Genomic DNA, 22,374 nt, shown 5'->3' with positions numbered 1-22,374 from the left:
TTCCCGACAAACGCTATGTTTATCGGCTCGGTGCTGTAACGCAGCATAGACGGCATTGGATACTTCAGTTCCCCAATGCTGCTCCAAGGCGGTAAACGATATTCCTAAGCTGGGAAGCTCTCACCTTTCCTTCCCTCTCTGAAAACCGTAAATATCATTCATGTCCTTTTCTTCGCATATATTTAGTTCATATAAAAAAACACACCCATCCCTCTAAAAGGGACGAATGTGTTTATTATCCGTGGTTCCACCCAAATTCCCGATCAACACACATGGTGTATCGGCTTTAAGGTGCTGTAACGCAGCATGACGGTATCAGATACTTGATTTCCCCGATACGGCTCAAAGGCGGTAAGCTGCTTTCCCTGCGTTAGGAAGATCTCAGCTGTCCTTCCCTCTCTGGAAACCGTAAAAAGCATCTCGTGTCCTTATCAGTGCCTGTTGTTTCAATAATTTTTTATATCTTACTATATATTCCCACAAAGCGCAATCAGTGATTTACATTTTTTTCTGACGCGGCAGTCCCGTTATGGGCAGCCAGAAACAGCCATACAAGCAATGCGGCGAGGCTGTACGCCGCTCCCATCATCAAAAACGTAAACCCGGCACCGGCATACCAAGTGGCAGACAGATGAATGATCACCCCGGATACCGCTACGCCGACCAAGGCTCCGATTTGCCGGTTCGCATTTAAAGCCGCGCCGGCGATATTCGCATGCTTTTGCCCGGCAGCCTGCATGATTACAGTTGTCATGGCAGGAACTGTAATGCCGGTGCCAAGGTTCATGACAGACATCAAAACTACCAGCTGCCAATAAGGCAAGTCCGGTGAAACCAGCACAAATAACAGCAATGCAATGATACAGCTGACCGCCATTGACACAAACATAAGCTGCCCTGCTTCAAACCGATTCGCCAGACGGGCAAACACCAGATTGCCGATCACGAAAACCGCCATCATCGGCAGCAGCTCAACTCCAGCCATAAAGGAGCTTGCGCCTCTTGCTTCCTGCAAAAAAAGACTCAGCATAAACATGCCGCCGAAAAGGGCAAAATTCAGCAGAAACCCGACGAACTGAGCAGCTAAGAAACGGCCGTTTTTATATAAGGACGCCGGCAGAATCGATGTTTTCGCAGAGATTTCCCGAATCAAAAACAGCACAAATGCCAAAAGCGCCGCCGCGAATGCACCGAGAATTACGGGCGAGCGCCAGCCCGCTGAAGGCCCCTGTATCAATGCAAAGGAGAGAAACCCGAGAGCCGCCACTCCAAGCAGGTGCCCTGTGATATTCACGTGCCTGCTTTTTCCCGGCACGCGGTCGAGTATTCGGTAAGCTGAAATGAGCGCAGCCGCCCCTAAAGGCACGTTGATCAGAAAAATACTCTGCCAACCTGCTGCTTGTACCAGCACACCGCCGATAAAGGGCCCAAGGCCAGAAGCGGCGGACACAAGGGCAGCCCACAGCCCAAACATTTTCGCCCGCACCCGCTCATCAGGGTAAGAGGCCGCCAAAAGGCTGAGTGAGCTCGGCATAAACAAAGCCGCGCCAATTCCCTGTATGAGGCGTCCGGCAATCAGCATCTGGCCATTAATCGATACCGCACAAAGGCAGGAGGCCAGGACAAAAACGGCCAAGCCCAGTATATATATCGCCTTCGAGCCGAAACGGTCAGCCAAGGCTCCGCCCGCCAGCAGAAGTGAAGCAAACGTAAGGATGTACCCGTCCACAACCCATGTCACACCTGAAAGTGACATCGAAAGAGCGTTTTTCATATCTGCCATTGCCACATTCACAACGGTTACATCAAGAGTAGCCATGAGAAAACCGAGAGCGAGCACGATCAGCACGGATATTCCTGATGATTCTGATTTTTGTAACGGCCCGCTGTTTTTCATTGCAATTGCCCTTTCAATTGCTGATTTACCCAATCATCTATTTTTTCAAGATCATATAATTCCCCGACTCTGTCCATGACATGCTGCAAGGATTCTTCTCTCATGAGATTGGCCCATTTATCCTCGATTTCCCCCATGACTGTCTCCAGCACACAGTTACTTTCACCCTCGAATACGGATTGCAGCAGGCCTTTTCCCTGATACATCGAACCTCTGCCTTCTACCGCTTGATAAACATCATAGAGCGCAATGTCCGTCAAAGGCTTCGTAAGGGTAAAACCACCCTTCGTCCCCGGTATGGATTCTACCAAACCGGCCTGAACCAATGTTCTCATCAGCTTCTTCAAATAAGACGGAGAGACGCGCAAACGATGGCTGATTGCCTCTGACGTTAAAGAAGACTGTACGGGCAGCCGTGACAATAACAGCAGGACAGAAACTGCCTGCTCCATCCCTGATTTCATTTTCATCATATTCACTCCTGATCTATTATGGATAACTAATATCCACAATAGATCCTTTAGCAACTTTTGTCAACAAAAAAAGCAAAAGAAACGGTTCATTTCTTTTGCTTGGTATGGTTAACAAATCTGCTTCAGTTCTTCTATGTATTGAAGCGCTTCGTCATATTCTTCATTTGTATATTTTTGCTTGCTTTTGATTGTAAAGACTTTTTCTTTCTTTTCCTCAGCCTCAAGCCCGTCAAAGTAAAGGATCGTGGAAACCAGCTCTAAAAACCGCGATGAACGGCTGTTTACACTGTCGATATAGCCTTTGATATCCGGCATATCCAGATCAGCATGGTCTAAAAACGCGGAGCCTGTCTCAGTCAGTGAATAACGGTATTGAAAGTAGCCGCCCTTTTTTTCCTTCACCTCATGCAGAAATCCAAGGTTGCACAGCTCTTCAATCTGGAGCGTCAGTTCCTCTGAATACGGTCCGTAAAAGTGAAAATCATATTTCTCATAGAAAGGAAACTGCATTTTTTTAGCGATATAAATCATTTTCTGCAGCTTCTTCCGCCCGATGATTTCTCCAGAATCCGAGAACACCTTCATCAGTTTTGCATGTTCTTTCAACAAATTCCCGACATCTCCTTTTTCCTTCTTTCCAATTTCTATGTCAGTCCCAGCAGCTGCCGGATTTTCATTTTCGCTTCCGGATGTTCAGAGCCGTCACAAATCAGGTCCTTCGGATAGTACAGCTTGTGGTCCGTCCGCCGTTTTCCGGAAATGGATTCCACAATAGCCGACTGTCTGGACAGCTCTTTAATTTGGCCGTTTTGCGTCAAGAGATGGATCGGCAGACGCTCCTCTTCCTCTCCCGGACGGTAAAAATCGTATGGCAGATCTGAAGAAGAATCGACAACCAAATAATAGCTCGGATCGATTCCCGCCTCTTTGAACAATGAAGTCAGCTCAAAATATGCCGACATTTCTTCGTTCGGATTGAATTCAACGTATTGGAACAGCTGGCGGTTAATGAATCTGCGGCACAAATCGGATAAAATCGCATCTTCTTCATCCTCCCATGCCTGGAAGTAATACAAAATAATAGATTCATCCAGCTTCAAATAATCCTCCAGCGTCAATTTCCCTTCAAAAATAGAATAGAAATGAACCGGAGCGTGAGTGAACACATAGCCTTCATCGTGCAGCTGCTTCGCCCTGTGAAGAATCTTCGTTAAAATAACCTCTGCGCTTCTTGTCACAGGATGGAAATATACCTGCCAGTACATTTGGTAGCGGCTCATGATATAGTCTTCGACAGCGTGCATCCCGCTTTCTTTAATGACGATCTGATCCTCGCGCGGGCGCATCACCCGAAGGATCCGCTCCATATCAAAATGGCCGTAGCTGACGCCCGTATAATAAGCGTCGCGCTGCAGGTAATCCATGCGGTCTGCGTCAATCTGACTCGAAATCAGGCTGACCACTTGCTTGTTTTTATATGTTTTGGCAATGACTTCAGCAACATCCTGCGGGAAACGCGGGCTCACCTTTCTGAGCACCTGATTGACCTCTGTGTCCCCCAAAATGATATCTCTTGTAAAATCTTCGTGGTCAAGGTGAAAGACTTTTTCAAATGAATGCGAGAACGGCCCGTGCCCGAGATCATGAAGCAGCGCCGCGGCCAAACAGAGTTCGCGCTCACTGTCATCCCATTCATGGCGGCCTTTAAAGACGTCATCAACCATTCTCCTGACAATTTCATAGACACCGAGAGAATGGTTGAACCGGCTGTGCTCAGCGCCATGGAACGTCAAATACGTCGTGCCGAGCTGCTTAATTCTGCGGAGACGCTGAAATTCGCGGGTTCCGATCAAATCCCATATCAGCTTGTCCCGTACATGAACATAGCGGTGCACCGGATCTTTAAACACTTTTTCTTCTGATAATTTTCCATTTGGATACGCCATCGTCATTCCCTCTTTTTTTTAGCCGTGTTTCTATTATATCGACTCTATTCTTTGAAAACATCCTTGAATTTGCCCGGCGATTTGTTCCATCTTTACGAAAAACACATGATGTGAAGCAAAAAAGCCTGACCTGAGGGCCGAGGCTATTGAAAATATGTTTTTACTTTTTTATTTTCTTTTTTACTTTGTCAATCAGCTCATCCTCTGTCGGAGCTGACAGCGGACGATTGTTCACAAAAGCAAATGATTTTTTCCGTCCGGGCCCGCAATAAGATTGGCATCCTACCTCAACCTTTGCGTCCGGGTCCACTTCTTTTAAACGCGGCAGCAATGTTTTGATATTAGTGGCTTGGCAATCATCACACACTCGAAATTCATTAGCCATGACGTACGCTTCCCTTCATTTCTATGTTCATCTATGTGAATAACCTAAAATCGCTTTTCAAAAAAATCACATCACTCTTCATTTTACAAGGATTCGACTGTTCCTGCAAGCCGCTCCATCCTTCGTATCTCCTATTCTTTCAGCCAACTTGTATAAATATTTTCCATACTGGACATTCTAATACCATGAAAAGAAAAATGGGAGTTGAGATAAATGACAAAACAGCGACAAGACGCTTGGTCAGAAGAAAATGATCTGCTTTTAGCCGAAACAGTGCTTCGGCATGTGAGGGAGGGCAGCACCCAGCTGAACGCCTTTGAAGAAGTCGGTGATAAATTGAACCGGACATCCGCAGCCTGCGGATTCAGATGGAACGCGGTGGTCCGCCATCAATATGAAAAAGCGCTACAGCTTGCGAAAAAACAGCGAAAACAGCGGATGAGAGCGCTCGGAAACGGGCAGCCAGCGAAAAAAAGACTATTATATCAGCCTCCTGCAGTTGATCCTGGAATCATTCAAGAAACCGCTGCAGAGGAGCCGGCCAAAACGGACGTACCATCAGCCGAAAATGAGCAGCAGCCTTTAATGTCAGGCGAACACATGCCTTTTGTGGATGAAAGCTTTAAGGAAGAGTTAGCTAGTCTATCACACTTATTGTCTTCTCAAACGCCTGCTGCTGCGCCTGAGATGACGATGAATGATGTGATCCGCTTCCTGCAGAATTACGAAGGCAATAACGAGCAATCATCGGCATTAAAAATGGAAAATGAACGTTTAAAGAAAGAAAATCAGGAATTGCAAAGCAAAACGGAACAGCTTGAGGCAGAAGTTCAAAAGCTTGAAAAAGACCAAAAAACGATCCAAGAAGATTATGAAACCTTGGTAAAAATTATGAATAGAGCCAGAAAGCTAGTTTTATTTGAAGAAGATGAACATGCCTCTCCGTCCTTCAAAATGGATCGGAACGGCAATTTAGAAAAATTAGCGGAATAACTTAGAAAAATCCCAAAACGAGCTGGTGTTTTGGGATTTTCGCCATGTGCAAAATCCCCTTTTCCATTAAGAAAAGAGGATTTTATCATTTTGCTGCGAGCCCCGCTATTCTTGTAAAATGAGGCCAAGCTTAGTGAATCTATTAAGACATGTGAGCTGCCTCAGCAGTTTTTTGATTACGAGGCGCAGCGGAAATGACCAGCAGCCCCAGCAGCATAAGTGCAATGCCGAGCCACGAGGAAAGTGAAAGCATTTCCCCTATGAAAAACACGCCCAGCAATGAGGCCGTCAGCGGTTCAGCTAAAGACAGCGTGACCGCCGCCGAGGCCGGAACCCCGGTAAGCCCTTTCACAAACAAAAAGTAAGCGGCACATGTTGCAATTAACCCGATGTAAAGGCTCGTTCCCAGTCCTCTCGGGGTCAATATCCACGAGATATCTGACTGCCATAAAAGCGGCGTCAGCAAGATGGCGCTGATCATAAAGACAACGGCGGAAGTCGCTCGCGGAGGCTGGGTTTTCATCATCGATTTACTGATTAGCGTATAGCCCGCAAAAGAAGCACCCGCTCCAAGCGCCATTAGAACACCAGCAGCATCAACCCGAACATTGGAACTGTCGGAAAACAGGAGCCAGCACCCCGCTAAAGCCAGTACAGTCGCGACCCACCAAGAGTTTCGCGGGCGTTTTTTCAATACGGCCCACTCCATACTCCCGGCAATGATAGGTGCACTGCCGATCGCAATCACAGTCCCCACAGCGATTCCGGTTTCTTTAACGGCTGTGAAAAACAGCGGCTGGTAACACGCCATACAAACTGCTGCTGATAACACGAGCGGCCATGACCAATTTTTCACATGAAGCTCCCTGCTGATCCAAACCGCAAGCAGCATGGCGCTTCCCCCTATTAATAATCTGAACGCTCCGAATGCCAGCGGTGTGGAGCTTTCTGGAGCCATCGCCTGAACAGTTCCCGTAGTTCCCCAGAAAAAAGCCGCGATCAGCACAAACAGGCTGTAAAAATTCCCTTTCATCTGCCTCTCCCCTTTGTATATGGATGCTTCTGATGTCATTTTATCGTTTTTCTTTTTGCCATAGTTATCTGCATGTAAGAAGGATTTATCTGAAAATAAGATTGTTGGGGATAAATGTCGCTTAAAATAAAAAACGCATGCCAGCCGGATACGGCTGGCATGCGAAGAACGTTCACCCAAATACCTTAGCATTCCGCTCAGCCATCCGGACGAGGTTTTTCTCAAATTCCATTTCCTCATCCATGGACAGTCCTGCTGAGTAAAGATGGGTGCTTAACGCTTTTAATTCCGTCAGTAAAGTGAACATTAAGTCTTGTACGGAGATGTCTGTTTGCAGAAGCTCGCTTAAGGACGCCATTGTTTCCGGACGTATCTCGGGATAGACGCCTTTTTTATCGTTTCGTTTGTCCTTCAGCGCCGCTTGGTAGAATCGTCTGATCAAGTCGGCCCTTTCACTGCCGCTTTTATCCGCGCAGAGATAGATTTGAACAGCGACTCCGCCGCGAACGCGTCTTTGAGAGATGCCGGCGAATTTTTTGCCATTTATGCTGAGGTCATAGCTGCCGGGACAATATGACCCTTCAATTTCATAGGCTTCGATCTTTGCGTTGTACGGCTTTAGCATCCGTTTCATCAGCTCAACCATCGCTTCATACCCTTTGTCTATATCGATGCCTTTCTTTTCGTCCTCGAATATGAGAGAGATATTTAAAACGCCTTCATCCAACACGACGGCCAGACCGCCGGAATTGCGTACGATCACACGGTATCCTTCGTTCTCCAGCAAGGAGATGCCATCCTGCAAAAACGGGAGGCGCGTATCCTGAATTCCGAGGACAATCGTATCGTGGTGCACCCATGAGCGCGCTGTCGCCGGCGACACGCCTTTTCCGACGGACATGCACAGCGTATCGTCCATTGCGAAGGATTGCTTCGCATCAAATAAAGGGCCGAGACTGGATTGGTCAATGACTCTCCATGTCGGCTGCATCAGTAAATCAATCGGTTGGTTTGCCATCTATGTAAAACCCTTTCATGTTAGGCTTATGAACGAAAACTATTATATCATTTCAGCCGCTGTGATTGATAATTGCTTTTCAACATCGTAATAAAAATTTCTTTATTTTTCGTATTCTCCATGAGAGGAGAATGAATGTAAGACAGCTTGCGCTTTAATGAGAAATCCTTAATATGGAGAATTGAAATTTCACGGTGGATCAAATCCTTATGCAGCACGCTTCTGGATAGAACAGACAGCCCCATGCCGCTGATTACCGCTTCTTTTACGCCTTGATTGCTGCTGATGGTGAACATCGACTTCGGCCGCAGTCCGTTTGAGCTGAGCACATGATCGAGATATTCTCTCGTTCCGGAGCCTTTTTCCCTTGTCACCCACGCTTCGTTTTGCAATTCGCTGATCGAAATATCTCTCCGTCCGGCCAGCGGATGCTGATTCGGCGCGGCAATGCACATTTCATCCTCCATGAACGGTTCAATTTCCAGTTCATTCTCGTTTGTATGTCCTTCAATCAGCCCGATATCAGCCTGAAGCATCCGCACACGCTCGCTGACCTCCTCCGTATTGCCGATCATGACATCGAGGTTCAGCTCTGGATACAGCTTTTGCAGCTGGGCCAGAAGCGGCGGAAGAATATACTCTCCGATCGTAAAGCTGGCAGCTATTTTCAATTCGCCTTTTACATAGTGATGGTGCGCATAGATTTCAGCCTTGGCTTGCTCATAGAGAAATACCATTTGCTTTGCTCTTTGATACAAAATGTCTCCTGTCGGCGTTGTCGTAAAGTGCTTTGGCGACCGATTCAGGAGAGCCGTTTGAAATTCTTTCTCAAGATTTTTGATATGCAGACTGACGCTGGGCTGGGAGATCATCAGCTTTTCCGCTGCTTTTGTGAAGTTTTTTTCTTCTACCACCGCTATAAACGTTTTCAGCACGTCATAATACAAAAACCCCACCCCTGTCATTAATAAAATATATAATTATAATCAGTTTTCTTTATTGTACTCATATCATCTGTCTTGGTAAAGAAGGCTATACGGGCGCAAAAAAGGCAGCCCTCAGGAAGAGAGCTGCCATCGTCTTCATTTTTTATTACAGTGCTTGCGCCGCTGTAATTAATGCGAGATTGTAAACATCTTCAGCGTTACATCCTCTTGAAAGGTCGTTTACAGGCATATTTAAACCTTGCAGGATTGGTCCTACTGCTTCAAAGTTGCCCAAACGCTGAGCGATTTTATAGCCGATGTTTCCTGCTTCAAGGCTTGGGAATACGAATACGTTAGCGTCCCCTTTGATCTCGGAATCCGGCGCTTTTTTCTCAGCTACAGATGGAACAAATGCAGCATCGAATTGGAATTCGCCGTCAAGTGTCAGTTCAGGCGCTTTTTCTTTCGCGATTTTCACAGCATCCGCTACTTTTTCTGTTTCGTCAGATTTTGCTGAGCCTTTTGTAGAGAAGCTGAGCATTGCCACGCGAGGCTCAATGTCGAACATTTTTGCCGTATTGGCACTTTCGATCGCGATCTCGGCAAGATCTTGGCTGTCAGGCGCAATGTTGATCGCGCAATCTGCGAACACGTATTGCTCTTCTCCGCGAGCCATGATGAAGACGCCGGAAGTCTTTTTCACGCCTTCTTTTGTTTTGATGATTTGAAGAGCCGGGCGGACAGTGTCGGCTGTTGAATGAGCCGCTCCGCTTACAAGTCCGTCTGCAAGGCCTTTGTACACCAGCATTGTACCGAAGTAGTTCTCGTCTAATAACGCTTTACGAGCCTGTTCTTCTGTCGCTTTGCCTTTACGGCGTTCTACGAATGCTTGTACAAGGTCTTCCATGCCTTCATATGTATGAGGATCATAAATCTTAACGCCATCCAGCGCAAGGTTCAATTCTTTTGCTTTTGCTTGGATCTCATTTTCATTGCCGATCACAATCGGATTCAGCACTTTGTTTCCTGCAAGCTTGCTGACCGCTTCTAAAATACGCTCGTCTAAGCCTTCAGGAAATACAATTTTAACGTCTTTTCCAGCTACTTTTTCTTGCACTGTTGAAAATAAATCTGCCACAATAAAACCTCCTCAAAAAGTTACAAAAACGCTTTCTTTTACTAGCATACTCTTCTTCCAATCAAATTCAAACAGCCAACTTTCATTATAGCGCTTTCATAAAAAAATCTTATTTTTCTAACTAATTTAAGTGACTCATTCTTTTCCTTATAGCTTCTCTTATTTTTATGGAGTTATACGAAAGGGATGTTCAAGGTTTCTCTACAGTAGAATCGGATAAACTATGGTATAGTGAAGGCAATCATGAAAAGATAATAGGAGTGAAGATAAATGAGTGAACAGCAAATGACGAATGAAGCGGCGAAAACGCTTGACGGCTGGTATGCGTTACATGATTTCCGCACAATGGACTGGACTTCCTGGAAGCTGCTGTCCAGCGATGAGCGCCAATCTATCATACATGAATTCACAGGATTGCTTGAAAAATGGGGCGTGGCCCAAACAGAAGGAAAAGGATCGCAGGCTCTTTACAGCATCGTCGGCCAAAAAGCTGATTTCATGCTGATGATTCTTCGTCCTACAATGGAAGAATTAAATGAAATTGAGCTCGAATTCAACAAATCAAGACTTGCTGAGTTCACCATTCCGGCTTACTCCTACGTATCAGTGGTTGAACTGAGCAACTACTTGGCAAGCGGCGACGGCGACCCTTACGAAAACCCGCATGTACGTGCGCGCCTTTACCCTGAACTGCCGGAATCTAAATATGTATGCTTCTATCCAATGGATAAAAGAAGATCCGGCAACGACAACTGGTACATGCTTTCAATGGAAGAACGCAGAAACTTGATGAGAAGCCACGGCTTAATCGGCCGCAGCTATGCTGGCAAAGTCAAACAAATCATCACCGGCTCCGTCGGCTTTGACGATTACGAGTGGGGCGTTACATTATTCAGTGATGATGTGCTTCAATTCAAAAAACTTGTGTATGAAATGCGTTTTGACGAAGTCAGCGCTCGCTACGGCGAATTCGGTTCATTCTTTGTCGGCAACCGCCTTTCGCTTGATACACTTCCTCAATTCCTATATGTATAATATCTCCTCCCGCCCTGCCGGCGGGAGTTTTTCAATTCTTCTTTATCAGAATTTAAATAAAATTTGCTATTTTCTCCGTTTTTTCTTACGATGTAGATAATAATCCAATTTTTGCAAAGGGGTGCAGTTATTTGTCAAAACGAACCGCATTTATTATGGGAGCCAGTCAAGGGATTGGAAAAGCAATCGCTCTGAAACTAGCAGACCAGCATTTTTCCGTCGTCATTAACTCGCGAAACTTGGACAATATTGAGCCTGTCAAAAAAGACATTTTGGCCAAACATCCTGAAGCGAGCGTCATTGTCCTTGCAGGTGATATGTCTGACCAGCATACGAGAGCCGGCATTTTTCAAGAAATCGAATCTCAATGCGGACGCCTTGATGTTCTGATTAATAATATTCCGGGCGGCGCGCCTGACACATTTGATAACTGCAATATAGAGGATATGACGGCCACGTTCACACAAAAGACCGTTGCCTACATTGACGCTATCAAGCGTGCTGCCTCACTGATGAAACAAAACGAGTTTGGCAGAATCATCAACATTGTTGGAAATCTGTGGAAAGAACCCGGCGCCAATATGTTTACAAACAGTATGATGAATGCCGCTTTAATTAACGCCAGTAAAAATATTTCCATCCAGCTTGCTCCTCATAACATTACTGTCAACTGCCTGAATCCTGGTTTTATCGCTACAGACCGTTACCATCAATTTGTGGAAAATGTGATGAAAAAGAACAGCATATCCAAACGGGAAGCAGAGGAACAGATTGCTTCCGGGATTCCGATGAAACGGGTCGGATCAGCCGAGGAAACCGCAGCGCTCGTCGCGTTTCTCGCCTCCGAGGAAGCCTCCTATATCACAGGACAGCAAATTTCCGCTGACGGCGGCAGCATGAAAAGCATATAAAAAAATCCCGCTTTTTAGCGGGATACTTCTTGTAATGATTCAAACGGCAGGTTCAGCTTTTGAATCCGCATGACAAATTCCCGCAGATCCTCCTGCTTTGACACCATCGATATTCTGACATGCCTTTTTCCGTTGCTTCCGAATATTTCACCCGGTGTGACAACGACATGGGCATGCTCCAGCAAATAATCGGAGAATTGGTGAGATGTTTCAAACGTTTTCGGAATTTCAGCCCATACGTAAAACGTTCCTTTTGGCTTTTCCATCTGCCAGCCCAATTCCTTTTCACACAGCTCCGTAAAAAAATCAATTCGTTCCTCATAGATTCGTTTCAAGGATTCCGTTTGCTCCGGATCTCCTGAAAGCGCCGCACTCGCCGCGTGCTGCAGTCCGCCGAACATGCCGACAAATACATGATCCTGAAACTCATTGACGGCCTGAATGATCTTTTCATTCCCGACCGCAAACGCCATTCTCCAGCCTGCCATATTAAATGTTTTTGAAAATGAATAAAGCTCTGCCCCGACAGCTTTGGCATCCTGTGCCTCAAGAAAGCTGGCCGGTTTTTTATCGAATTCAAACGCGCCGTACGCAAAATCATGGATCAAATGGATGTTGTGCTTTTTCGCAAAAGCAGCCGCTTTTGCATAAAAAGCCGCATCGGCCACAGCTCCCGTCGGGTTATTCGGATAGTTTAAAAACATGAGCTTCGCTTTATCCAGCACGGCAGGATCAATCTTTTCAAGATCCGGCAGATAGCCATTTTCTTCATACAGCGGCATTTCGTGCAGCTCAGCTCGCGCCATCGTAATTCCCGACAAATATTCAGGGTAGCCCGGATTCGGGACCAAAGCGATGTCTCCCGGATTGAGCAGGCATTGTGTCAGCACATACAAGCCGGCTTTCCCGCCGCCGAAGAGTGCAACTTCCGTTTCAGGATTGATTGACACTCCATATTCTCTTTTGTAGAAATCAGCGATTGCTTCCTTCAAAAAAGGATAGCCTCTGAATGGCCCGTATCCGTGAAACGAAGGATTCAGAGACGCCTCCCGCAAGGCCTCCACAATATGCGGCGGAGTGGGAAGGTCAGGGTTTCCTTGTCCGAGATTAATGATATGCGCCCCCGTTTTTTCCAATTCCTTCACCTTTTGAAAAACGAGAGAAAACTCTTGCCTTGGAAGTGTCTTGATGACGTCGGACGGTATTATTTCCATCTAAAAGACTCCTTTTTGCTCCGTTTTGTTATCCCGTTCCAAAAACGATTTGTTGACGAGCTTCGTATGCAGAAACAATCCGCTTACCATCACAACAATCAGCCCCATAATGACCGGAGCGTTTAAGACGTTGATTAACATCGAACCAACAGAAATGCATAATCCGATTGACGCTTCCGCCACCGAAAAAATGCGCCCTTGAATCTGGTTTGCCGCGTTCTCCTGAACCTTCACCTTTGCAAGCACTTCCCCGTATTCCATCGCGATGAAAAAGAGGATAGCGGCAATGACCGAGACAGCGAAAATCGGCGTGAATAAAAACAGTGCCAGCGAGACAATGGATAAAACGGTAAAATACGTCAGGCCTCTATTGTTGTTAAATCCCCATTTGCTGACAAGCCCCGCTCCGATGAAGCCGCCGAAGCCGATACAGAACGTGAGAATAAAGTTGCCGATTTCCCCGTCACCCAGAAAGCGGCTGACGATTGGAAAATAGCTGTACACAATTCCCCACAGCATAGCCATCGTAATCATCGTAAACATGGCATTTAATACGAAAGCATTGGTTTTGATTTCCTTGAGTCCTTCTTTAAAAGACTGAAAGGCCTCTTTTATGTTTTCAGATTGAATCGGCTCAAATTGCAGCTTGATGCGGCTGATAAAAATGGCCGAAATCAAGTATGTCACACCGTTAAAAGCAACAGCCAGCTCTACAGATCCGCCTAACAGAAAAAGCCCTCCGGCAGCCGCACCGACGATAATCGAGATGGTCGTCGCTTTTGCGAATAACGTGTTGATGTTTTTAATATCTGATTCCAATGAGGACATGACCGCAAGACGGGCAGGATTAAAAAACACACCGCTTCCATAAGAGATAAACAGCAAAGCGAGAAAAATCAGCGGGTACTCGCCTTTTGGAAGAAATGTGAGCCCCAAAAAGATAAGGCCCCTGATGATATCCGTCCACAGCATGATTTTAACTCTATCTAACCGATCGACCAGAACCCCCAAAAATGGCTGGAATACCATCGGAATGCTTCTGACCACGATGACCCCCGATGTCACCCAATAATCATGATAATATGTAGACAAAATGAGCAGGGCAGGGAGAACACAATAGTCTCCCATAAATGATAGCGCCTGCCCGTAAAGCAAATATTTAGAGTTTGGCTTCAGCTGTTTCATACTGGCAGCACATACTTTGCCGTCAGCTTCGCATGCAGCTGAATTTGTCTGATGGATTCAGCCACATCCTGTGAATTGCTGCCTTTCAGTTCAAATGCAGCAATGGAATTGAAGGCTTCAAACAGTGTCAAGTCAACTGATGTCCCTGGTGCTGCCGCCGAAAAAGAAACGATTTCGGTATCACCCTTCAAAAGCCCGTCCGGAATATCGATCGCTTCGATCACCAAATCCTCAGCAGTTTCCGGAATCTGGCCATTTTGTTTAAAATGCTGAGGGTACAAATGGCAGTCGGCGACATAGCAAGGCTCTTGATCTAATAATCCATCCGGCAGATCGGCGTCTTTTCCGAAGCAGAGAACATCTAATAATAATTGCGCCATATCAACGCCGAAGACCTTTTTAATATTAGGAATCATATTCCAGCCTGCGAACCTCGCTGCCGACTCTATTAAACCCGGTTCTCTGTTTTTCATTAGCTTGATCTCTGTATGTGTTGCGCAATTTTCCAGTCCAAGCCCTTCATTTGCCTTTTTGGCGGCTTCGACAATTTTCTTTTTCGCCTCTTCATCCAGAATGGACGGCGTAATGTGTGATGTTTCTGTAAATCCGATTTGCGGCGTTTTGTCATGAATGGCGATTGGGAAATACTCACCGTCTGCCATGATGCCTTCTATGCTGATATAGTCGGAGTACCCTTCTGTTTGATACCAGTCTCCATACTCACCCTGTAAAAATTCTTCAGCAATAAACGGCGCTTCAAACGTGACCGCCTTTGGCACGTTAATTGATTTCAGGTAGTCATTGACTCTGTTAAATTCATCTTCTGCCGTCTCAGTGTCCGTAATCAGCGTTACACCGATTGAACTCGCTAAGTATGTCGGCTTTAAAATAAGAGGTGTGCCGATCTCTTCAAGTGCAGCACGAAAATCCTCTAGCGTTGTGACTCGTTTGTTTTTGATTGATTTGACTCCAGCCTTATTAAAAGCGTCTCTCATTTTATTTTTATCTCTGGCATTTTCGGCAGCCTGCACTCCGGCACCCCTCAGGCCCAGACGCTCACAGGCTTTCGCCATCGGGGCAATGAATAATTCATTGTTTGTTGTGATGGCTTCCGCCCCAAACATTTCGGCAACCTTAACGATTTGCTCGACGACCTCTTCTTCAGGCTTGTCATGATCCTCATGCGCCCAATAAATTGAATCGGGATGCTCAAAATCAGCTAAGCTCTGAAAATAGTCTTTATCCTTTATGACCGCGACCGAGTATTTTTCAATCAGTGTTGCATGAGAGGCTGTAATTGCAAAAGGTCTTGGAATAAAGCTGACCAGGTTATATTTTTCAGCAGCGCTTTTATAAAACATGTGCGGCGGGCAGCCTCCAAGATCAGCGATGACCAATACTGTTTTTCTCTCCATATGTAAAACACTCCTTCTCTATTGTGCGGTGTATCCTCCGTCTGCGGTGATGGCGCTTCCGGTCATATAGCTTGATAAATCCGAGGCTAAAAACAGCATCACGTTTGCGATTTCTTCGGGTTTCCCAAGCCTCAGCAGCGGATTTACCTTTGCCTTTTCTTTTTTGATCTCTTCAAGTGTGCCTTCATTATTTTCAAGGAATGATTTTTCATTTAGCGGTGTGTCGATAATCCCCGGGCATACGCAGTTGACGCGAATTTGATGTTTCGCATAATCAACGGCCATCGACCTCGTCAGCTGCAAAACGCCTCCTTTGCTGGCGTTATAGGCAGGAATATCAGGCCATGCCACGAGCCCGCCGACTGAGCACGTATTAATGATGTTGCCCTTGCCGGCAGCGAGCATATGCTTGAGTGCGTGCTTGCTCATTAAAAACATGCCGGTCAAATTGACTTGGAGCACCTTGTTCCAATCACTGAGCTCCATCTCGTGAATGGGAGCCACGATTTCGATGCCCGCATTATTAATCAATACATCCAGCCTTCCAAATGTATCGACCGCCGATTGAACAGCGTGCTGACAGGCAGCTTCGTCTGTGATATCTGTTTGCACAAAGTGCAGCCTGTCACTATTTTCTTTCCGGACCATTGCTTCTCCCTGAGCCTCGTCAATATCCGCCACAACCACATTTGCCTGCTGGCTCAAAAAAGCCCGAACCGCCGCATAACCAATTCCTGATGCGCCTCCTGTTATGAGGACGGTTTTATCAGTGAGGTTCATGATTACTCATCCGCCTTTATTTTTTTTGCTTTTGCTCTGTTGTAGCGCGGCGGAAAGAAGATATTAATCGATTTTGATTCTTTTTCAGAACGGTTGATGGCGCCGTGATCTTCCCGAGGCTCACAGAAATAGGCTGTGCCGAATTCCATCTCGACTGTGCAGCCTTCGACCGTCATGTCGTAACCGCCGCCGATGCAGATGCCGATTTGTTCATTTCGATGTTTATGGAAAGGCATTTCTCCGCCATTTCCAGGGATTTTGGCCAGCATGATTTCCACCCAATCCTCAACAAAGAACGTGACTTCCATGCCAGGCAATAGGTCTCTCGTTTTGAAAATATTCAAAAAATAGTCTTCAGGACTTGTATATGTTTCATCAGCTTTCAGCCGTTTGATATCAATGGCAATGACTTCTTGGTCTGTGTCGTTTCTTGCCCCATGAGGCACATGCGGCGGCGCAATGTAGGCAGATTCCAAGGCCGTCATTTTTCTCGTTACATCTCCGACAGTCATCATCAGCTCACCAGAAACAACCATGCCGATCTGGACTTCCTTATGCTGATGGGGTTCAACGTTGGTATGCGGCGGAACGTAAGACATTAACACCTCGGTGTCGCCGCGCACGGTTGAATATTGTCTCACTCCGTTTTCCCATTCTATTAATTTCGGTGTCGGGAAATAAAGCTCCTGCATATCTTCTTTAGTTTTCATCATTAACGTCTCCTTTTCCGAATAATGACCAGCTCATAGGAATGCTTTTAAATGTTTTCACAAATGTAAGCCCGTACTTTTGCCGTGCAAGCTCATTGGTTAAGGCAATGTCATACAGGCCTTCTTTTACTTTTCTTGCAGCTTGACTGGTCGAATTGACCAGTTTGAAACGTACTTCTTTGCGGGTAAAATATTTTATTAAATTTATAGGTGATGGATGTGAAACAATAACAGATGTATCAAGCATATCGTCGCTGAATTCAAAATCAGGACGAACTGCCAGGCCGTACATTGGTGTATCACACCTGAAGATCTGCAAAAGCTGCAAATCCGGCCTCATGTAGAAATGCTTAATGCCGTCGTAAGCGTGTGGGACGATGGTATATTCCAGCGGGCTTTGAAGGGTCCTTTCGATGCATGATTCAAATGTATCATGCAAGGACAATTTACTGTTCAGCCCCTGTTGAAGAGTAAAATTGGAGATAAAATGCTTTGCTGCGTACTCACTGCTTGTCCCCTCAGGGCCGAGCGTGTTGACTGTAATCAGTTTGGATATTGAATCAGTTCTGTTTTTTGTCTGAATGCTATTATCCAATATAATCATGAGCACCAACCAATCTTTTAAAATTTTAAGTAAATTTTATCCAGCGACAAATGAACTGTCAACATTTTTTGAAAATATTGATAATTATCCCCATACAAACAAAAAAACCCTTAAGAAAGGGTTTTTTATTATAGGAATTTAGAAACTTTGTTTATTGGGATAAAGAATGATCGGCTTTCTGCTCATCCTTGCCGTACTTTTTATATGCGAATACACTGAGCACAAATCCAAGCACTGTGATGGCGGCGCAAATCAATCCGACAGCTGCATACCCGTATCCCACATATACAGGTCCCATCAAAGCCGAGCCTAACGTCACAGCCAGATTCGAGGCGAGGCTGTAAAACGCCATAATTTTCCCGCGATGACGCTCTGAGCAGTCACTCAAAATGGTGCTGAGCAGCGTCACCGTCAAGCTTTGCATTAATCCCCAAATAAATAGGCTGACGATTAACAGAATCATTGAAGCCGGCGCATATGCTAAACATGCCAGCAGCACGCTGATGACCCCCAGTGCAATCAAAAGGGAGCGCATTTTTCCGATGCGGTCGGCCACCTTGCCTGTAATGACACTCATGGAAAACCCGATGCCGTAAATCATGATAAATAAGCCCGCTGCTGTGTTTCCTCCGGTAAAAACGTCCTGAAGATAGGAGCCTAAAAATGAATACATACCGTAAAAACCAATCATATTACAGAAGGTTATCGTGATATAAACGGGTACACGCGGGACTTTCAGCGCATCCCGGAATGTTCCAGCCGGTTCTTCTTTTTCTTCCTTGCCATTGTTTTTATGTTCGGCGTGGCGGCGCATTTCAAGCAAGATCAGCAAAACAACTAAAATGCCCATCAAGGCGAAAATCCAAAATGTCCATCTCCAATGCAGGACGCCGCCGATAAATGATCCGAGCGGCACACCGAAAATCAATGCCAGCGACCAGCTTGAAACGATCAGTCCCATCACCTTGCCCCTGTATGTATAAGGAACACGATCCCCGACAACTGCGTAAGCGGTCGGCACAAACGCTCCCGCAGCTAATCCCGAAAGTGCCCGGCCTAAAAAGAAGAAAAAGATATTTTGAGCTAAAGCGCATATCACTGTTCCTATGATAAAGATCATAAGTCCGGCCAGTAAACTAAGTTCTCTGGAATATTTATCGCCTAAAGGAACCAGGAGCGGCGCACCGATAAATATCATTACACCGTAAATACTGATAGATAACGCAAGGACACTGACATCTGAGTTGAAAGCTTTTGCTAAATCCGGCAGCAGCGGTGAGATCACAAGCTCTTCAGACCCGGCCGCAAATACCCCCATCGTTAAAGCCAGTGCTAAAAATAGCGGAAAATGATGTTTTGTTTCGATGCCATTGTTTTGTTTGCTGTTCATTCTCCCTCAAACACCTCTTCCATCATCTTCTTATTATAAAGTTGAATTATAGTTTAGCATTGTTTTTTCGCAATTTACAATTCGAATGAAACCTTTACAATTTTTATTATTTTCATTTAAATCTCAATATAGATTTCTATATTTCATTTTAAAATAAAGAGGATTTTAACGCGTAGAAAAAGCTCTCCGGTTTCCAAGAGAGCTTTTTCTATTGCGCCTCTGCCTGCTCTTTTTCTGTCGTTTCATGATTTATACGTTTTTTGAGGCTTAGATGATAGTACGCATAGCAGAAAATAATGATCGGCACGCCGCAGTACAAGCCGATTCTTTGATCCGGAATGAAAATAAGGCTGATCAATACGCATGCGTATAAACCAAATCCGAGAATCGGGACTAGCGGATATAAAGGCGTTCTGAACTCCAGGTCATTCACGTTTCCGCCTTCAGCGAGGAAACGTCTGCGAAAGAAAAATTGCGACGCACAAATGGACATCCACGCGACAACTGTCACCATGCCCGAGATTGAGATACACCATAAATACACCGTTTCTGCAGCCATGACACTTGTCAGCAGCGAACAGCCGGAAATGCCGAGTGTAATCAGCAAGGCATTCATCGGCACGCCTTTTTTTGTCAGTCTGGTGAGGAAGGACGGGCCCATTTGATTTGATGAAAGTGACCACATCATGCGCGACGCCGCATACAAACCCGAATTGGCAACAGATAAAATCGCCGTTAAGATGACAAAATTCATGATATCAGCCGCAAATGGGATGCCGATTTGATCGAGCACCGCTACAAACGGGCTTTCAATGACCCCCGCTGTTTTATACGGAAGAATGGCAACCAAGACGAACATAGCAAGCACAAAGAAAAACAGCGTGCGCCAAATGACATTTCGAATGGACTTTGGCAGTGTTTTTTCCGGGCTTTCACTTTCCCCTGCTGCAATGCCGACAAGCTCCGTCCCCTGAAAGGAGAAATTCACCATAACCAGCGTAAACATAACGGCCAGCACCCCATTAGGGAAAAGGCCCCTATCAGTCATAAAGTTAGACAAAAATGGCGTTTCCTGTCCGCCTTTAAAGTCAATCAAACCAAACACAGCAGCGCCCCCGATCACGATAAATAATACGATCGCTGCCACTTTGATGCTTGAAAACCAAAATTCCATTTCGGCAAAGCTTCTGACAGACAGCGCATTAATCAAAAAGATGACGATGCCAAACACGAGACACCATATCCAGATCGGAACGGAGGGCAGCCACCTTTGCATCAAAATGCCCGCTGACGTGAGCTCCAAGCCTACTGTATTCGCCCAGCTGAACCAATACAGCCAGCCGATCATAAAGCCTGTCGACGGTCCCAGAAATTTAGTGGCGTAGGCCTGAAACGATCCAGCCACCGGCATGGCAACAGCCAGTTCTCCTAAACAAAGCATGACAAGATACATTAAAAATCCGCCGATGATATACGCGGCAATGGCGCCGAGCGGTCCCGCCTGGCTGATGGTAAAACCGGAGCCTAAAAATAGCCCGGTTCCAATCACCCCTCCCAAGGCAATCATAAACAAATGCCTGCTTTTCATGCTGCGCTGCAATTCGTTTTTATGATTCTGCATCATCCTTCTCCCTTCGTTTCTTGTGTCGCGATGGTCATCCGGTAGCTTTGCAAAAGGTGAACAGTGGTCTGCTGAATGAGGTGGGGCAATACGTGAAATGTGTACGGTTTATAGACTCGTTCTGTCCATTTATGGCCATCTTTCCCGTACACGCCCATGTTGATGGATGGAATATTCAGCTTGCGTATATCCTTGAACGGAATGGTTCCAATCATATTCCATCCAGGGAAGTTTCTGATAAAGGAATCAATTTCTCTATCGGTTTCGTGCAGCGATAAGAAACTGCCGTCTGCCAAGTAGGGGAAAAACTTTTTGAAGACAAATGTTTCGCCTGTCGATTCAGCGGCTTTGTCTGCCGCTTCTTTAATTACATGCTGCAAAAGCTGATCTCTTGCGCTATCTTCTTTTAAATAGTTATGCGGCAGGTAGGGAGGTGCGTAAAATAGAATGACTTTTGCGCCTTGATCGGGGTCAAGCTTTTGAAGCTCTTCGATTGCCTTAAAGCATCTTATACGAAGTTCAAGGTGCTCATTGGCTTTGAATGTCTGCTCGATACACTGCTCAGGATCTACGCCGCGGCTTCTCAGCTTTTCTAAGTATTGCTCCAGACTGTACACTTGAATGTCCCATGATAAATGTTTCTTCGGAAGATTGGTTCTTTTTACATATTCTTCGTAATAATCTGATAATTTTTGCTCTGTGTCCCGGCACGCTTCCTCAGCGACTTCAATAAGCAGGTCCATAATTTCCTTTGCTGTTCTTTCATAAATAAAATAATTGAAATACAAGCAGCTGCTGACAGCCGTTTGCACATTATAGGCTTCTTTGTTATCACGCTGATACAAACAGGATGGGGGCAGAACCAACTCCCCTTCGATCTTTTCTGCCAGATGAATGTTATTGTGAAGACGGCTTGTGATTTCAGATGAAATCACATTTGGATCAATCCCTGCCAGCGTATCGCCAACATGGACTTCCCGCCCGTAGATGTAAAAGCAAGGCAGCAGTTTTCCAGCGGCTCCGGTGTAGATATATCTTGTCTCATCTCCATCGTAAAGCGGCGTAATAAAATCTGTATTAATAGCAGCCAGATAGTGAAGCTGTTTTTCTTTTTTGAGCCGGTTCAGCTCTGAAATGCTGGCAAGAACGCCGGAATGCTGACTTTCCTCATCCGGATTTGCCATAAACAATAGATTTCCCGGCAATGTATCGAGGTTCTCTAAAAAATGCAGGAGATTGGCTAAATGAACGGCGATGCCGCTTTGCATATCGACAGATCCTCTTCCGAACATCCACTCGCCCGATTTGGCATCCCGCTGAACGTCTTGGTCGAACTCATAACGGCTGAAGTACGCGGCCAATTTTTCACAATCAAAAGCGATATCCTTTAAAGGGCCGAAATCTTCAATTCCGACTGTATCCAGATGGGCATGGTAAATGACAGTATTTCGGCTTTCTCCATGTCCTTCAATAAACGCAAAAATATTTTTGCGATTGTATGGGTCGTTCGGAATGGCCTGTTCCCATACATGACTAGGATTTTCCTGAAAATAAGGGTAGCTCATGATCACTTCTTTGATAAAATCTGCTTTTGTCCCTTCTCCGACAGTGCCGTTCACACTGCTGAGACTGACCAGAGATGTTGTCAGTGCCTCCACTCTTTCAGCCGGCTTCATGTGACTGATTTTTGTATACAGCAT

Annotated in this window: 21 protein-coding genes and 2 other annotated features (1 of these 23 only partly in view); of the genes, 3 read left to right on the top strand and 18 right to left on the bottom strand. The window is 45.7% G+C overall.

Annotation, left to right across the window (positions count from 1 at the left end; all coding sequences use genetic code 11):
• Window positions 1-182: a binding site (T-box leader), on the bottom strand (it extends 178 nt beyond the left edge of the window).
• Window positions 183-215: 33 nt separating this feature from the next.
• Window positions 216-444 (bottom strand) — a binding site (T-box leader).
• 46 nt (window positions 445-490) lie between these two features.
• The 5 genes from CVV77_RS10570 to CVV77_RS10550 form a co-directional block, all read right to left on the bottom strand.
• Window positions 491-1,897 carry an MFS transporter gene (locus CVV77_RS10570; protein WP_100275357.1) on the bottom strand — a complete coding sequence of 469 codons (1,407 nt, stop codon included), beginning with the start codon at window positions 1,895-1,897 and terminating at the stop codon, window positions 491-493.
• Window positions 1,894-2,367 carry an Rrf2 family transcriptional regulator gene (locus CVV77_RS10565; RefSeq protein WP_100275356.1) on the bottom strand — a complete coding sequence of 158 codons (474 nt, stop codon included), beginning with the start codon at window positions 2,365-2,367 and terminating at the stop codon, window positions 1,894-1,896. The genes CVV77_RS10570 and CVV77_RS10565 overlap by 4 nt, the downstream gene beginning before the upstream one ends.
• A 111-nt stretch (window positions 2,368-2,478) precedes the next feature.
• The gene (locus CVV77_RS10560) at window positions 2,479-2,979 is read right to left on the bottom strand and encodes a YwgA family protein (protein ID WP_003222046.1); all 501 of its coding nucleotides are present in this window, start codon (window positions 2,977-2,979) and stop codon (window positions 2,479-2,481) included.
• Between the two features lie 35 nt (window positions 2,980-3,014).
• Window positions 3,015-4,316 (bottom strand): HD domain-containing protein, encoded by a 1,302-nt coding sequence (locus CVV77_RS10555; RefSeq protein WP_003235936.1) that lies wholly within the window; start codon window positions 4,314-4,316, stop codon window positions 3,015-3,017.
• 160 nt (window positions 4,317-4,476) lie between these two features.
• Complete coding sequence (locus tag CVV77_RS10550) at window positions 4,477-4,701, bottom strand: YuzB family protein (protein WP_003222050.1); 225 nt, start codon at window positions 4,699-4,701, stop codon at window positions 4,477-4,479.
• A 213-nt stretch (window positions 4,702-4,914) separates the two neighbouring features.
• Between CVV77_RS10550 and rsfA the strand changes: the two genes are divergently transcribed.
• Window positions 4,915-5,694, top strand: a complete 780-nt coding sequence (gene rsfA / locus CVV77_RS10545; protein ID WP_100275355.1) for a prespore-specific transcription regulator RsfA — start codon at window positions 4,915-4,917, stop codon at window positions 5,692-5,694.
• A 142-nt stretch (window positions 5,695-5,836) separates the two neighbouring features.
• Here the strand turns inward: rsfA and CVV77_RS10540 are convergent, their stop codons facing one another.
• The 4 genes from CVV77_RS10540 to pta all read right to left on the bottom strand — a co-directional run bounded on the left by CVV77_RS10540 (window position 5,837) and on the right by pta (window position 9,809).
• Entirely contained in the window at window positions 5,837-6,727 is an 891-nt protein-coding gene (locus CVV77_RS10540) for a carboxylate/amino acid/amine transporter (RefSeq protein ID WP_088111871.1), read from the bottom strand.
• A gap of 172 nt (window positions 6,728-6,899) precedes the next feature.
• Window positions 6,900-7,745: an octanoyl-[GcvH]:protein N-octanoyltransferase gene (ywfL, locus tag CVV77_RS10535; protein WP_019259785.1), complete on the bottom strand. Its 846-nt coding sequence runs from the start codon at window positions 7,743-7,745 to the stop codon at window positions 6,900-6,902.
• Between the two features lie 47 nt (window positions 7,746-7,792).
• Complete coding sequence (gene cysL / locus CVV77_RS10530; RefSeq protein WP_019259786.1) at window positions 7,793-8,692, bottom strand: cysJI operon transcriptional regulator CysL; 900 nt, start codon at window positions 8,690-8,692, stop codon at window positions 7,793-7,795.
• Window positions 8,693-8,837: 145 nt separating this feature from the next.
• The gene (gene pta / locus CVV77_RS10525) at window positions 8,838-9,809 is read right to left on the bottom strand and encodes a phosphate acetyltransferase (protein ID WP_019259787.1); all 972 of its coding nucleotides are present in this window, start codon (window positions 9,807-9,809) and stop codon (window positions 8,838-8,840) included.
• A gap of 270 nt (window positions 9,810-10,079) precedes the next feature.
• On the opposite strand from pta, the gene hemQ reads away from it, so the two are divergent.
• Entirely contained in the window at window positions 10,080-10,844 is a 765-nt protein-coding gene (gene hemQ, locus CVV77_RS10520) for a hydrogen peroxide-dependent heme synthase (RefSeq protein WP_019259788.1), read from the top strand.
• Between the two features lie 131 nt (window positions 10,845-10,975).
• Window positions 10,976-11,755 (top strand): NADPH-dependent reductase BacG, encoded by a 780-nt coding sequence (bacG, locus tag CVV77_RS10515; RefSeq protein ID WP_100275354.1) that lies wholly within the window; start codon window positions 10,976-10,978, stop codon window positions 11,753-11,755.
• 14 nt (window positions 11,756-11,769) lie between these two features.
• Here the strand turns inward: bacG and bacF are convergent, their stop codons facing one another.
• The 9 genes from bacF to CVV77_RS10470 form a co-directional block, all read right to left on the bottom strand.
• A complete protein-coding gene (gene bacF, locus CVV77_RS10510) occupies window positions 11,770-12,969 on the bottom strand; it encodes a transaminase BacF (protein WP_100275353.1) in 1,200 nt (399 codons plus the stop codon).
• Window positions 12,970-14,154, bottom strand: a complete 1,185-nt coding sequence (gene bacE / locus CVV77_RS10505) for a bacilysin exporter BacE (RefSeq protein ID WP_088111868.1) — start codon at window positions 14,152-14,154, stop codon at window positions 12,970-12,972.
• On the bottom strand, window positions 14,151-15,569 hold the full coding sequence (bacD, locus tag CVV77_RS10500) for an alanine--anticapsin ligase (protein WP_100275352.1): 1,419 nt from the start codon (window positions 15,567-15,569) through the stop codon (window positions 14,151-14,153). Before bacD ends, bacE begins: the two co-directional genes overlap by 4 nt.
• A gap of 18 nt (window positions 15,570-15,587) precedes the next feature.
• The gene (gene bacC, locus CVV77_RS10495) at window positions 15,588-16,349 is read right to left on the bottom strand and encodes a dihydroanticapsin 7-dehydrogenase (RefSeq protein WP_003235947.1); all 762 of its coding nucleotides are present in this window, start codon (window positions 16,347-16,349) and stop codon (window positions 15,588-15,590) included.
• A 2-nt stretch (window positions 16,350-16,351) separates the two neighbouring features.
• Entirely contained in the window at window positions 16,352-17,059 is a 708-nt protein-coding gene (gene bacB / locus CVV77_RS10490; RefSeq protein WP_060399751.1) for a 3-((4R)-4-hydroxycyclohexa-1,5-dien-1-yl)-2-oxopropanoate isomerase, read from the bottom strand.
• Complete coding sequence (gene bacA / locus CVV77_RS10485; protein ID WP_019259794.1) at window positions 17,049-17,663, bottom strand: prephenate decarboxylase; 615 nt, start codon at window positions 17,661-17,663, stop codon at window positions 17,049-17,051. The genes bacB and bacA overlap by 11 nt, the downstream gene beginning before the upstream one ends.
• 151 nt (window positions 17,664-17,814) lie before the next feature.
• Window positions 17,815-19,053, bottom strand: coding sequence for an MFS transporter (locus CVV77_RS10480; protein ID WP_100275351.1), 1,239 nt, complete (start codon window positions 19,051-19,053; stop codon window positions 17,815-17,817).
• Between the two features lie 208 nt (window positions 19,054-19,261).
• Window positions 19,262-20,674: an amino acid permease gene (locus CVV77_RS10475; RefSeq protein ID WP_100275350.1), complete on the bottom strand. Its 1,413-nt coding sequence runs from the start codon at window positions 20,672-20,674 to the stop codon at window positions 19,262-19,264.
• On the bottom strand, window positions 20,674-22,374 hold the full coding sequence (locus tag CVV77_RS10470) for a M20 family metallopeptidase (RefSeq protein ID WP_100275349.1): 1,701 nt from the start codon (window positions 22,372-22,374) through the stop codon (window positions 20,674-20,676). The genes CVV77_RS10475 and CVV77_RS10470 overlap by 1 nt, the downstream gene beginning before the upstream one ends.

This window comes from Bacillus sp. SN1 (genome assembly GCF_002796895.1).
GTDB lineage: Bacteria > Bacillota > Bacilli > Bacillales > Bacillaceae > Bacillus > Bacillus inaquosorum.
Note: the sequence above shows the minus strand (reverse complement) of the source record. Positions and strands in the feature narration are given on the sequence as shown.

Excerpts from the sequence above, each read along its gene's own strand:
- CVV77_RS10570 (WP_100275357.1), bottom strand. The coding sequence starts at position 1,897 with ATGAAAAACAGCGGGCCGTTACAAAAATCAGAATCATCAGGAATATCC.
- CVV77_RS10565 (WP_100275356.1), bottom strand. The coding sequence starts at position 2,367 with ATGAAAATGAAATCAGGGATGGAGCAGGCAGTTTCTGTCCTGCTGTTA.
- CVV77_RS10555 (WP_003235936.1), bottom strand. The coding sequence starts at position 4,316 with ATGGCGTATCCAAATGGAAAATTATCAGAAGAAAAAGTGTTTAAAGAT.
- CVV77_RS10550 (WP_003222050.1), bottom strand. The coding sequence starts at position 4,701 with ATGGCTAATGAATTTCGAGTGTGTGATGATTGCCAAGCCACTAATATC.
- rsfA (WP_100275355.1), top strand. The coding sequence starts at position 4,915 with ATGACAAAACAGCGACAAGACGCTTGGTCAGAAGAAAATGATCTGCTT.
- CVV77_RS10540 (WP_088111871.1), bottom strand. The coding sequence starts at position 6,727 with ATGAAAGGGAATTTTTACAGCCTGTTTGTGCTGATCGCGGCTTTTTTC.
- ywfL (WP_019259785.1), bottom strand. The coding sequence starts at position 7,745 with ATGGCAAACCAACCGATTGATTTACTGATGCAGCCGACATGGAGAGTC.
- hemQ (WP_019259788.1), top strand. The coding sequence starts at position 10,080 with ATGAGTGAACAGCAAATGACGAATGAAGCGGCGAAAACGCTTGACGGC.
- bacF (WP_100275353.1), bottom strand. The coding sequence starts at position 12,969 with ATGGAAATAATACCGTCCGACGTCATCAAGACACTTCCAAGGCAAGAG.
- bacE (WP_088111868.1), bottom strand. The coding sequence starts at position 14,154 with ATGAAACAGCTGAAGCCAAACTCTAAATATTTGCTTTACGGGCAGGCG.
- bacD (WP_100275352.1), bottom strand. The coding sequence starts at position 15,569 with ATGGAGAGAAAAACAGTATTGGTCATCGCTGATCTTGGAGGCTGCCCG.
- bacC (WP_003235947.1), bottom strand. The coding sequence starts at position 16,349 with ATGAACCTCACTGATAAAACCGTCCTCATAACAGGAGGCGCATCAGGA.
- bacB (WP_060399751.1), bottom strand. The coding sequence starts at position 17,059 with ATGAAAACTAAAGAAGATATGCAGGAGCTTTATTTCCCGACACCGAAA.
- bacA (WP_019259794.1), bottom strand. The coding sequence starts at position 17,663 with ATGATTATATTGGATAATAGCATTCAGACAAAAAACAGAACTGATTCA.
- CVV77_RS10480 (WP_100275351.1), bottom strand. The coding sequence starts at position 19,053 with ATGAACAGCAAACAAAACAATGGCATCGAAACAAAACATCATTTTCCG.
- CVV77_RS10475 (WP_100275350.1), bottom strand. The coding sequence starts at position 20,674 with ATGCAGAATCATAAAAACGAATTGCAGCGCAGCATGAAAAGCAGGCAT.
- CVV77_RS10470 (WP_100275349.1), bottom strand. The coding sequence starts at position 22,374 with ATGCTGTATACAAAAATCAGTCACATGAAGCCGGCTGAAAGAGTGGAG.